The following is a 12,309-nucleotide window of genomic DNA, read 5'->3' on the forward strand; positions in this document are numbered from 1 at the left end:
GGGAATAAAAAGATAGATATAAAAGCCTGTAAAGGCAGCGATCAAAAAAGAAGGAGGATGAAAAGGTCAATCAAATAGTTCTAATTTGACCTTTTCATACTTTAATCTTCTAATAATTACTTAATGTACAATCCACACTTACATGCACCACGGGTCTCGACGTCCCTGGAACGGCGGGCACAAGGACAGATTATCTTCTTATCCTTTTCTTTATCCCCTGTTCTTTTCTGGCAGAAGCAGTACCATTCACCATAATTGCGCTTATTGTTAGCAATATTTTTTACCGCCGTGGTAATTACATCATAGTCCGAATTAAGTTTGTACCCGGTAGTTTCAGCATTTTTCTTGGAACGCTCATAGAATTCCATCTCAAGTTCATCTTCGAATTTCATTATATCACACCTTGTATTGTTTGTTCAATATAAATAAAAAGATTTGGGAATAATCAGGACCGGGCAATTTCACCCAATTTTATTCCCAGTTGCCTGCAACCCTCTAAATCTTGCCTTTCAGGTCTGAATTTCACTTTTAAAGGCTCTTCCACAAATTCCATTTTGGTATTCTTGAGTGCCTCTTCCATCTGTCTGATTGCACCGCCACCCCAGCCATAGGATCCGAAGAATGATACTTTTTTGTCTTTGGGGCGCAAACCTTTCAGGTACGTCAGGAATCCACCCATTGTGAAGAACATCCCATTGTGCATTGTGGGAGATCCAAGGGCAAAGACCCGGCATTCCATTAATTCCTTGATGAGCATGCTCCAGTCATTTTTGCGCAGGTGGAACAAGACAACCTCAGTACCTGAAGCACGCACTCCTTCTGCAATTGCTTTTGCCATCATTTCTGTGCTGCCCCACATTGAATCATAGATCACAAGCACCTTTTGCTCACTTGCCCCGGAAGCCCATTTTGCATAGGCATCAATTATCCGTTGTGGATCATTGCGCCAGATAACACCGTGGGACGGAGCGATCATATCGATCTGTAATCCTAGTTTCCCGACAGTTTCAAGATGTTTGAGTATTCGGGATGAAAAGGGAGTCAGTATATTGGCAAAATATATGGCGGCATCTTCCATCACGTCTTCTACCTGGTCATCGAACCTCTTTGAAGTGGCAATATGCTGGCCAAATGCATCATTGGAAAAGAGAATATTATCCTCTTTGAGGTAAGTCTGCATGCTGTCAGGCCAGTGGAGCATGACCGCTTCAATAAACATCAGGGTCCTTTTGCCGATTTTTAATTCATCCCCGGTTTTCACGGTCTCAAAGTTCCAGCCACTACACCCGGATTCGGCATAATATTCATTGAGTCCGGTTTTGCCCCTTTCGGTGGCAAATATTTTGGCATTCGGAGCAACTTCCAGGACCCGTGGCAGGGCACTGGAATGGTCCATCTCCACATGATTGGCCACGATATAATCGATCTTTGAGGGGTCCACTATCCTGCTGATCCTTTCGATCATCTCGTCTGCAAAGGATGCTTTTACAGTGTCTATGAGAGTGATCTTATCATTTACTATAAGGTAAGCATTATATGTGCCCCCGCGGGGAGTTTCATAACCGTGGAAATCCCGCAGGTTCCAGTCGATTACGCCAACCCAGTAAACCCCTTTGGCAATTTCAAGTGGCTCTTCTGGAGTATCCACAAAATTCACCTGCCAAATTTATGTCTGCATCCTGAAACCGGTGGCCTCATCCAGCAAACCATCAATGAGCTCATAGTGGCCACGCTCAACTTTGGCGATCTTGCTGAAAAATTCCTGTTCTTCCCTTTCGGTGGCTTTCTTTTCGAGTTCAAGGTAGAAATATTCACTCTTTCTTTCAAAACGCAGTGCACCAAGCATAATGCCGATCTCTTCCAGATTGTTTTCTGTGAATTCCACGTTCAAAGATCCACGGAAATCAGGTATCTTGGATTCAGGTATTTCGACTTCTTTTCCTTCAAGGAATTTGTGAAGGTACTGAGCATGATGTTTTTCTTCCTCGGCCAGGAACTCATAGGTTTTCTTTGCGCCGGGATTGCCGGAAAGATTTGCTCTTTCAAGATAGAAATCATGCCCCTGGTCCTCCAGGGCAATTGCCATTTCCACTGCTTCTTCAACCGTACTAATGTTCTCGAGCTCTATATCTACATCTTTGAGTATGTCTTGCAATTTATTCAACTCCCACAATCAGTAGTTATTATATTTGTCAATGTGAGTAATTAAAACTTATCTATGTGTGTTTTATCCCTGACTGCCACACGAGAAGGTTTTTCAGGAGACTCTGCAGGGTATCCCATGGGAATTACTGCTGCCACATCAAAACCATCCGGAATGGCGAACATGTCCATTATTTTTTTGCCATGGAATGTAAGGGTGACCCCCGCCAGTCCTTCAGCAGTTGCAGCAAGCAGCATGTTCTCTATGCAGGCATATGTTGAGCCCACAGCCTCGTCCCCAAACTTCTTGTTATAACAAACCACGACAATAATGGGCGCGGTCTCGATGGCCTTCTGCTGCTCTGGTGCCTTTTTTCTCATACTGGCAAGCTGTGCCCTTAATTTCTCTTCTTTGACAAGGATGAACTCCCAGGGCTCGCTGTTAAAGGCGTTCGGTGCCTGAGTGCCTGCATAAAGTATTTTATCCAGAGTATCAGCAGGGACCTCGCGGGGAAGGAACTGCCGGATGCTTGTGCGTTTCTCTATTGCTTCAAAAACTTCCATTGAATACCCCCATAATAATGACTGCAAACAACTTCTGTTTTGAAATGTAAATAACTTTTCCTGAAAAAGCCCCTTTGTACTCTTTTTATTGATTTAACCAAGACAAAATGAAGATATGAGTTTAGAAACATTGTTTTTTTTGAGTAAAAGAGGATGTATTGCATGCTTATTGAAAAAACACATTGCTGCGAGGTTGTTACAACATATGAAATATAATATCCGGCAATTGCTGAATATTTAGTAGTAAGACCTGAAGATTTGCCTGAACAATATAATCATAATCATATAGATATTATATAGACAGGTATGGATGATCCAAAAACGCAATGCTGCAAATACGATGAGTGTTTTTTGATAATTCTACTTTTTTTGACTCTCCTATTATAGATTCGTACTTATGGTACTAATCTGCGGTTCTTAGGAGTATATAACCATTCGTGATGTAGATTAATGTGAAGTGGTAAGGGGTATGGTGGTGGTACCCGAACAGCTTCACTTGCTAAGGGAAGGAAGTGAGAGCGTTTGTTGTTGAAGGTGTTGACCTCCCGATGTTTATCGGGACTGTTAATTCCTTCCCTTGAGACATGTGAGCTGTTCCGGTTAACTGCATCCCTTTTGACCGCTATGAAATGAAACTAAGATCAGATCTCAACGGAGGTAAAAAGGAATGCAATGGAAGATAAGTGTGTTCTTGCTTGTAGCAATGTTATGCCTGGCCTTCACAGGCTCAGCTGCAGCAGATGAGCACGTAAAGTGCACTTGGGAGAAACCTTGTGGCACAGAAGTAGAACAGTGTGATCAGGAAACGGTATTTTCACTTTATGATCTCACAGATGCACAGATTGTGACAACAACAGATGGATATTATTATCTTGATGTGGATTCAGAAGATGGAAACACCATAAGTGTGGATGATATCCGTCTTACAAAGTTCCACAATAAAGATATACCCAACACTCAGGTAGGCCCAACTGACCAGGACAACGGTGATGCTTTTACAGTAGTTAGTGACGCTACTCTAAGTTACGCCGATCTCAATGATAATGGTGTATACGACGCTACAGATGGTGTTGTTCTTGACATTGATGATGACGGCACTATTAATCAGGGTCCGGCTGGTTCAATCGGAGGAGATATCCTTCTGACAGACCTTCCTGCTACAGACGTCTATGAAGTGGTCGAAGAAGTGGACCCCGCAACAGACGAATCCTATGCAGTAGCCACCCTCGTGATGGAGAAAGGGGAACTCGGACAGGCATGGGACTGGGTCACTCTCAGCCATGACGCCGTAGGCACAGATCTAACTGATTTGCCAGTAACAACACCACCTTACAAGTATGTAGATGCTGACGACAGTGACAACTACAATACTGGTGACAAGGTGTATGTCAAAGTGGATAATCCAGCAGCACTCGACCAGAGAGTTCAGTCAAATGCTGTAACAATCGGTGATGTCAGGTTATTCATCCCGGAAAATGATCCATGTATCCCAGACTGTGGTACAAAGGTCCTGCAGGGCGATCATGATGCAACATACGTATTGAACGGTTTCTCTTCTGATAGACCGGATGTTGCAACTTCCCAATGTAATGATGAGCCTTATCTTGCATACTATACCCACGGTGAACTGGGAGACGGAATCCCCACGGAAGTTTATGTGGATATGGATGGAAATGGTGTAGTATCTCTTGGCGATGTCAGGTTGACAAATGTTTCAACACATTACCCACCAAACAGTAAAGTAGTGCCATCCAACAGGTTCGATCTCGGACATGAGCTTGCACCTATGGGTACAAATAATCCTGTGACCGGCAACAACGTTGGAGATGCAGACCTCAAATATGTTGAAACCGATGGCCAGGCATACCAGGGTTCTTATACATATTCCCTTGGAGATGCAGTATACATCAATGCAAATAATGCTCCAAATACTGTGGGTCAGCAGATTGTTAACAGAGGAGATATAAGGCTCGTTGAAGTCGAGGTATCCGGAGTAACATACGCTGCTTGGTCAGTGGTTGAAGCTGGCGATGAAGATGATGGTACACCATTTACAGGTAATGTCGGTGGTGGAGCTGCTGATGCGGAAGCTCAATATGACTTCGCTGATCTTGCAGGTTACATTGACACCGATGCTAATGGCTATTGGAGCTGTCCGGACAAACTCTATATCCAGCAGCTTGACGACCTTGCATATGGTGACTATCCAAACAATGATGCAGTTGTAACCGTGGGTGATCTCAGGCTATACGTGCCTTTCAATGATCCAATCAGTCCATGGTATGAAATGACTGAAGCACCCTGGCACACAGTGGAAGATGACAATGCATACGAAGTCGTCTGGCCAGATTGTGGCACAAAAGTTACAATGTGTGAACTCGATTCCGAATTTACACTCAGCACCCCTGTATTCGCAAACTATGGCGAGGCCAATGAACCTGGTATAAAATACTCTGAAAGGGATGGTGACACTGGATTTGGAGTTGATGACAATGCCTACATCGATATGGACGGTAATGATGTTGTCTCAACCGGAGATATCAGGCTGACAGATGTTTCTATCAATGGTGAATGGTTCTATTACAACAACACCAAGGTAGGAGACCAGCATGAAGGTGACAAAGGACACGCACTTCTCCCTGGAAATGAATCTGTAGAAATCAAACTTTCAGACAGGGATCTTCTCGGAGTTGTTCCATTTGACGGCTTCACTGTAAGAATCTTCGACAATGACTGCAGCGGAGGCTGGAGCTGTGTCGATGCACTCTATTTGGATGTAAACGACAGCCATACCAGTGACGACCACTTTGTCACACACGGTGATATCAGGCTGTTCATCAAACCAGAACTGACCAGTGATCAGAATGGTGGAGAAGAACCACAGGGGCCAACACCAGACTACAACCAGTTTGATGCAGACGAGAATGGAGAAATCTCAGGAACTGAACTGTCTAATGCAATTGATGCCTTCTATCTTGGAGACATCAGTGGCGATGACGTTTCAGAAATAATTGATTACTTCTACCTTGGAGGAGCAGGCTATCTCTGAAAAAGGTTTGTTGAGAGGTAAGTCCCTCTCAACTTACATCTATTTCAGGGGGGTATATGATGAAAAATATGTTGAAAACAATAGGAATCGTAGCTCTGTTGCTATTAGTAGCAATACCTTTGATATCCTCTGCTTCTGCAGAAACTGTCAACAGGGACCTTTCATCACAGACGGTGGCACCCGGTGACACAATCACCGTGACACTTGATGTGAATGATCCCAATGATCGTATCATCGTAGATGATATGGTTCCAGCGGGATGGTCTATCACTGATGCTGGTACTGGGAATACCTCAGAGACAGATCACATCAAATGGGTTGAATTCGGTACTGTAGCCAGTACAACCTATACCTATGATGTTCAGGTACCAATGAGCGCTACTGATGGTACTTACAACTTTGATGGTACCTACATCCTTAGCAGTGCAGCTGAAGCATCCATACTTGGGGAATCAGAGGTTACAGTTACTTCCGATGGTAATGGAGATGCAATGGATGTCAACAGGGACCTTTCATCACAGACAGTGGCACCCGGTGACACAATCACCGTGACACTTGATGTGAATGATCCCAATGATCGTATCATCGTAGATGATATGGTTCCAGCGGGATGGTCTATCACTGATGCTGGTACTGGGAATACCTCAGAGACAGATCACATCAAATGGGTTGAATTCGGTACTGTAGCCAGTACAACCTATACCTATGATGTTCAGGTACCAATGAGCGCTACTGATGGTACTTACAACTTTGATGGTACCTACATCCTTAGCAGTGCAGCTGAAGCATCCATACTTGGGGAATCAGAGGTTACAGTTACTTCCGATGGTAATGGAGATGCAATGGATGTCAGCAGGGACCTTTCATCACAGACGGTGGCACCCGGTGACACAATCACCGTGGCACTTGACGTGAATGACCCTGACGATCGTATCATCGTCGATGAAATGATACCAGCAGGCTTGACACTCACTGATGCTGGTACTGGGAATACCTCAGAGGTAGATCACATCAAATGGGTTGAATTCGGTACTGTAGCCAGTACAACCTATACCTATGATGTTCAGGTACCAATGAGCGCTACTGATGGTACCGTCTACAATTTTGATGGTACTTACATCCTGACCAGCGGTCAAACGGAAACAACCATCACAGGTGAACTGCAGGCAACTGTAGAAGTAGAAGATGAGGTATCCGCAACCAGGGACATCATGCCTGATCCGGCAGAAGTCGGACCATGCGATGAGTTCAACGTCAGCATCACTGTGGAGAACGACGGAAGCAATGTCAATGTTGTAGAGACGATCCCTGAAGGATTCGAATGTGTTGGTTCCACATTGGGTGTACCTAACCCTCCAGAAGGCAATGAAGTAACATTCATCCTTAATGGTGAAACAAGCTTCGAATACACTGTCCGTGCTGCAAATGGAGAAGGTACATACACCTTTGATGGCATGGTTGTTGACACCGAAGAGAATGAATATCCAGTTGGTGGGGAAACCACAATCGATGTGGTCCTTCCAGAAGGAATTGCAATTCAGCCAGGCTGGAACTTCATGTCAGTACCATCTGAACTGAACAACAGCAGTGTTGGCTATGTCCTTGCAGATGTCAACTATGATGCACTTGTATACTACAATGCATCCTCAGGCACCTGGGACACTGTCACTGAATTCGAACCACTCAAGGGATACTGGATCAAGAGTTCCGAGGAATGCACTCAGGTCATTGCAGAGGACATGCTTGAACCTGAAGTACCTTCAGTACCTGCCACAATGACAGTCTACGAAGGCTGGAATGCGATTGGCTACACTGATTCAACGGACACACTGTCTGCTGAACTGGTACTTGTCTCGATCGATGACTCCTACGATACCGTGAAGGGACCATACAACCCTGCCACAATGTCTTATGAGCAGGTTGGTCACAACGGTGAAACCGGAGTGATCTCTGGAATCCATGTAGGAACAGACGTCTACGACATGGGACCATACGAGGGACACTGGGTCTACGTGACCGAGGAAACCACCCTTAGCGGGTTCTGATGTAAGGGACAAGACAAAAGTAAAAATTTGAGGTGGGTTTGCGAACTCACCTTTTTTTATTTAGATAATCTTGCATATAATAACTCAAGGTGATTAAATGATCAAAAAGGGGAGCTTTACCAGATACACAATAATCTTACAGGTATTAGTATTATTATTCGCAATAGCAACGATACCGGCATGCAGTGCTTCAGAAGGAGAGATTCCTTCATTGCCTCTTCTAGTAGAGGGAGAAGTAAACCAGGGAGATAATGCAGCACCTGCCGGAACGGAAGTTACAGCAAAACTTGATGGCAAAGAGGTTGGTTCAACCACCCTGCAATCAGATGGAATTATTAGCAAAGAAAATCAGCTTGCAATAACCTGTGAACCCGATGACTACGAGAACCTGATGTTCTATGTAGATGGTATGCAAACAGATCTATATGCTACATCTGAACTGTCTGATTCCCAACCAGGTGACGTAATTGAACTCAGTCTTACAGCAGCATCTACAGGCAGTGAAGACACAGGATCCTCAGATGAATCCAGTGGCTCAATGGCAGGATCCAGTGGTGGAATGGCAAGTTCATCAACTTCAACCGATGGTGTGGATCAGTCAACAACAGGTGAAAACACAGGTGATGAGAGCGAGTCAGAAGCTACTGCATCTGCAGGAGTCAGCTCTTCTGGGGAAGATACAGGAGATGATGTCCCAGCATCTGGACCAGAAGCTACTTCCATAACAGGGATGAGTGTAATGGCGATTGTACTGGTAGCACTTCTGGGAGTAATTGCCTTCCTGAAATACAAATCAGAGAAGTAAAATGAAGAGGGATATCCAGAGTAAGAGCTCCTCTTATTATTGAAAAAGGCCGATTTTCAATGATCGGCCTAATCCCAATCAAGTGATGTGATACCATGCAATGTACCGGAACCGGGCGTGTGCTGATAATACTAATACAAGTATTAGTGTTACTTACAGTATCAACAATGTCAGTAGCAGTAGCTGAAGAAAGCCCACAAATGCCATCTTTGCCATTAGTTATCAAAGGAAATGTGACAATTGATGGTTCACAGGCAGATCCTGGTACGAACATTACAGCAAAAATAAACGACCAGATAATAGGAAGCGTTCAAACCAGTAATACAGGGGTTTATGGTGATCTTTCAGGAAACAGCCTGATTGTGACAGCTGAGCCTGATAATTTCAAAAATATAGCGATTTATGTAAATGGAAATGAAGCGGAATATGATGGGGATAAACTTGTAAATGCAAACCCCGGAGATACTATCGAATTGGATCTTACTGTAAATAAAGACAACATGGAAACATTTCAGGATAACTCTATGTTTCAATTTGTCTTGCTGGGATTAATAATTATAGTAGCCGTATTTGTAGCGCTCAGGTACCGGTCAAAATGAATATGTGGGGAGTCTGAAATGCTCAGCCTTTACTTGTGGGGTTTATTGAGATTTATTTGTCCCCTTTGAAAGAGTAAATGGTGGAGGTGGTGGCCATTAAACGAAGAAGCAGAATTGATATTTCGGCTGAGATATTAGACGCAGCAATGAGTGGGGCAAACAAAACCCAGATCGTATATAATGCAAATTTAAACTTCAGTATTGCAAAAAAATATTTGGAAATGCTGGAAAAAAAAGAATTGATACGTAAGGAAGGGGACCGTTATGTTACTACTGAAAAAGGAAAAACCTTCCACGATCTTGCAATGATACTCAAACTTTAAAACTGCGTTAAAAGCAAAAACCAAAGTTAAAAAACAATGTTTAGAAACTGTGTTTCTAATCTTAATTACTATGGGCTTTATTAGTCAGACTTGTGTTAGTAAAAAAACCCATGTTACGTAACTAGAATAAAATCGTTAAATATATAATATTTTAGATAGAAATAGATATATAATAATACTTATTATAATTATGAGCATGACACAACCTACTCCCCCAAACTGCACGAAACAACAAAGTTCCATTACTTTCAGAGAATTAGTGTATGCTTTGACTCCATATTCAATCAGCAAATTCATGGTGGCAAGGAAATGCGGATTGAACAGGCAAAAAACAATACCCAAAAACCCGAACGTTGCTGTTTATCCCCCATCAATGGACATAAACAGGGTTGTTGAAGAAGAGTTGGATAAATGTGTGTCATTCCTTCCTTATTGTGCAAAACCCCTGGGTGAAAATTCCTGCCCCTTGAATAATCCTTCTGATGGCAGGAAAAGTCAGGATTGCCTTAAATTAAATGACAAAAAATGTAACGTGGAATGTTCTCTTGGAGAAATGGTTGATTTACTCAAAGAGAATGGATTTACAAGTGACAGGATATTCATTATTGATAGCGATTCAAACCTGTTCCCATGGCTTAAACAAAAGAAGCAGGAAGGATACAAATATTTAATGCCCGGAATAGGTTGTCCATACGGTATAAACTATGCACTGGATTATATCGGTAAAAAAATGGGATTTAGTGGATGTATGGTTTTTATTGAGGATTACGATCCAAAAGATCCAAAAAATGGAGTATGCAAAAGTCCTTCTGATTATTTGAATATGGAACATGGGGACAAGGGTAAAAAAACAAAGATAACAGAAGAATCCATTCAATTAATGAGAAAGATACTGGATGGTTCTATTGGTTAAAAGTTGTCCAACCCATATCTCCTTTTAAATACATAGAATCATACATTGAAATAACTATTTTTAACCTTCAATTTTTTGTTTAGAAACTTAGTATACGCATAGTTAGAAACTAAGTTTACTATATAAGTATAAATCATCCACTCCATAGTTTAAACTAGCCTACAAAAACGGTGGTATGAATGGAGTGGATACGATGAAACAAATGAGGATAGTGCTGGCTATATGCGCAGCATTGATGTTAATGATAACAATTCCCGCAGCCTCGGCTATAACGGTGGATGGGGTAATTGGGGACAATGAATGGAACGATAATTGGGCTTTTGGCCAAACCAATAATGCTACTGCAGCTTCTGAATATAATATATCTGAATTGGGAGATCGATTAGAAGTCAGGCAAGGTGGCTTTGGTCAGGATACTACAATATGGAATGCAGAAGATCCAAAAGCCGATGGTGGAACTGTTGATGATGGGTTTAATAGTGATATCGCTCAGAGGGGAGATTCAAGTGGATCAGACCTGCTAAGAGTATATGGTCACTACAATGCAACTGAAGACACCTTTTATGGACTTGCTACAGTTTATGGAATTCCTGGTGATTCTGACGGCGATGGGAATCTTGATGAGAACTGCTCAAACTTGCATGATTGTAATGGTACTGCAGGTCCTGCCAGTGCCCATCCTGGCCAGATAGGAATGGGTCCAGATGAGGTCTGGAGAATCAGGATAAGCCAGTCAGGAAGTTCAACTGCAGAAATTGAAATTAGGAACAACAATTGGACTGAAACCGAAGGTGTATTGGATTATAATGATATAGATACACGGTTCAATCCAATAGAGGGCGGTGTTTACGAAATTGCAGTTAGAAATGCCAGTAAAACATGGAACATTGGTCCTTATGAAGAACCTATAAAGATAGAAGTCCAGGGTTCAGTAGAGGGTGACAGTGCAGGTGAAGATACTGCAACTGCATTTGTTAGGTTCCCTTCTCCTAATATTGACATCGAGAAGTCAACAAATGGAGTAGATGCTGACAATCCAGCAGGACCATATATCGCTACTGGGGAAGAAGTTATTTGGAGTTATAATGTGTCCAATACTGGCGATGTTCCGTTGTTGGATGTTGTAATTACCGACAACAGAACAGGATTCACATATCAATGTGATATTCTTCCTGTAGGTGGCTGGTGTAATGTAACCAATACTAGTGTAGCTATTGAAGGTCAATACGCTAATTTGGGTAATGTAACGGGCCACTTTGGACCTTTTGAGGTCAATGATAGTGATCCAAGCCACTACTTCGGTGTAAATTCTTCAATCGATATTGAGAAAGCCACCAATGGAGTAGATGCCGATGATCCAACTGGACCTTACGTTACAGTTGGTGGAGATGTTGTATGGACTTACAATGTCACAAACACCGGTAATTCGAATCTGACTGACATCGTGGTCCAGGATAATGTCACGGGTGTAACTCCAGCATACGTAAGTGGAGATACAAATGATGACGATACTCTCGAACCCAATGAAGTCTGGATGTACAATGCAACAGATACTGCAGAAGAAGGTCAGTATGCCAATATCGGTAATGTTACAGGAACTGATCCAACTGATGCAGAGGTTACCGATGAAGATCCAAGCCACTACTTCGGTTTGAATTCCTCAATCGATATTGAGAAAGCCACCAATGGAGTAGATGCCGATGATCCAACTGGACCTTACGTTACAGTTGGTGGAGATGTTGTATGGACTTACAATGTCACAAACACCGGTAATTCGAATCTGACTGACATCGTGGTACAGGACAACGTCCCGGGTGTAACTCCAGAATACGTAAGTGGAGATACAAATGATGACGATACTCTCGAACC

The 12,309-nt window shown here is 42.8% G+C and carries 11 protein-coding genes; 7 read left to right on the top strand and 4 right to left on the bottom strand.

Annotated features, from left to right (window positions below):
- Positions 1–116 precede the first annotated feature (116 nt).
- From BKM01_RS02235 to BKM01_RS02250, 4 genes are read right to left on the bottom strand one after another with little or no spacing between them, the layout of a single operon-like run.
- Positions 117–392, bottom strand: a complete 276-nt coding sequence (locus BKM01_RS02235; protein ID WP_072360932.1) for a ferredoxin-thioredoxin reductase catalytic domain-containing protein — start codon at positions 390–392, stop codon at positions 117–119.
- Positions 393–445: 53 nt separating this feature from the next.
- Positions 446–1,648 (bottom strand): FprA family A-type flavoprotein, encoded by a 1,203-nt coding sequence (locus BKM01_RS02240; protein ID WP_072360934.1) that lies wholly within the window; start codon positions 1,646–1,648, stop codon positions 446–448.
- Between the two features lie 18 nt (positions 1,649–1,666).
- The gene (locus BKM01_RS02245; RefSeq protein WP_072360946.1) at positions 1,667–2,155 is read right to left on the bottom strand and encodes a ferritin family protein; all 489 of its coding nucleotides are present in this window, start codon (positions 2,153–2,155) and stop codon (positions 1,667–1,669) included.
- A gap of 50 nt (positions 2,156–2,205) precedes the next feature.
- The gene (locus tag BKM01_RS02250; protein WP_072360936.1) at positions 2,206–2,706 is read right to left on the bottom strand and encodes a nitroreductase family protein; all 501 of its coding nucleotides are present in this window, start codon (positions 2,704–2,706) and stop codon (positions 2,206–2,208) included.
- A 667-nt stretch (positions 2,707–3,373) separates the two neighbouring features.
- On the opposite strand from BKM01_RS02250, the gene BKM01_RS02255 reads away from it, so the two are divergent.
- The 7 genes from BKM01_RS02255 to BKM01_RS10875 form a co-directional block, all read left to right on the top strand.
- Positions 3,374–5,755 (top strand): hypothetical protein, encoded by a 2,382-nt coding sequence (locus BKM01_RS02255; RefSeq protein WP_072362088.1) that lies wholly within the window; start codon positions 3,374–3,376, stop codon positions 5,753–5,755.
- A gap of 56 nt (positions 5,756–5,811) precedes the next feature.
- Positions 5,812–7,800 carry a COG1361 family protein gene (locus tag BKM01_RS02260; protein WP_143744189.1) on the top strand — a complete coding sequence of 663 codons (1,989 nt, stop codon included), beginning with the start codon at positions 5,812–5,814 and terminating at the stop codon, positions 7,798–7,800.
- 97 nt (positions 7,801–7,897) lie between these two features.
- Entirely contained in the window at positions 7,898–8,605 is a 708-nt protein-coding gene (locus tag BKM01_RS02265; protein ID WP_072362084.1) for a hypothetical protein, read from the top strand.
- 95 nt (positions 8,606–8,700) lie between these two features.
- Positions 8,701–9,204, top strand: a complete 504-nt coding sequence (locus BKM01_RS02270; protein WP_072362082.1) for a hypothetical protein — start codon at positions 8,701–8,703, stop codon at positions 9,202–9,204.
- A gap of 77 nt (positions 9,205–9,281) precedes the next feature.
- Positions 9,282–9,527, top strand: a complete 246-nt coding sequence (locus BKM01_RS02275) for a winged helix-turn-helix domain-containing protein (RefSeq protein ID WP_198926201.1) — start codon at positions 9,282–9,284, stop codon at positions 9,525–9,527.
- Between the two features lie 373 nt (positions 9,528–9,900).
- On the top strand, positions 9,901–10,440 hold the full coding sequence (locus tag BKM01_RS02280) for a hypothetical protein (protein WP_234993664.1): 540 nt from the start codon (positions 9,901–9,903) through the stop codon (positions 10,438–10,440).
- A gap of 193 nt (positions 10,441–10,633) precedes the next feature.
- Positions 10,634–12,309: DUF7507 domain-containing protein (locus BKM01_RS10875; RefSeq protein WP_449405469.1), on the top strand; the 1,676-nt coding region annotated here is incomplete at its 3' end.

Source organism: Methanohalophilus portucalensis (assembly GCF_002761295.1).
GTDB lineage: Archaea > Halobacteriota > Methanosarcinia > Methanosarcinales > Methanosarcinaceae > Methanohalophilus > Methanohalophilus portucalensis.

Coding starts and splice junctions, on each gene's coding strand:
- BKM01_RS02235 (WP_072360932.1), bottom strand. CDS start 392: ATGAAATTCGAAGATGAACTTGAGATGGAATTCTATGAGCGTTCCAAG.
- BKM01_RS02250 (WP_072360936.1), bottom strand. CDS start 2,706: ATGGAAGTTTTTGAAGCAATAGAGAAACGCACAAGCATCCGGCAGTTC.
- BKM01_RS02255 (WP_072362088.1), top strand. CDS start 3,374: ATGCAATGGAAGATAAGTGTGTTCTTGCTTGTAGCAATGTTATGCCTG.
- BKM01_RS02260 (WP_143744189.1), top strand. CDS start 5,812: ATGATGAAAAATATGTTGAAAACAATAGGAATCGTAGCTCTGTTGCTA.
- BKM01_RS02265 (WP_072362084.1), top strand. CDS start 7,898: ATGATCAAAAAGGGGAGCTTTACCAGATACACAATAATCTTACAGGTA.
- BKM01_RS02270 (WP_072362082.1), top strand. CDS start 8,701: ATGCAATGTACCGGAACCGGGCGTGTGCTGATAATACTAATACAAGTA.
- BKM01_RS02275 (WP_198926201.1), top strand. CDS start 9,282: ATGGTGGAGGTGGTGGCCATTAAACGAAGAAGCAGAATTGATATTTCG.
- BKM01_RS02280 (WP_234993664.1), top strand. CDS start 9,901: ATGGACATAAACAGGGTTGTTGAAGAAGAGTTGGATAAATGTGTGTCA.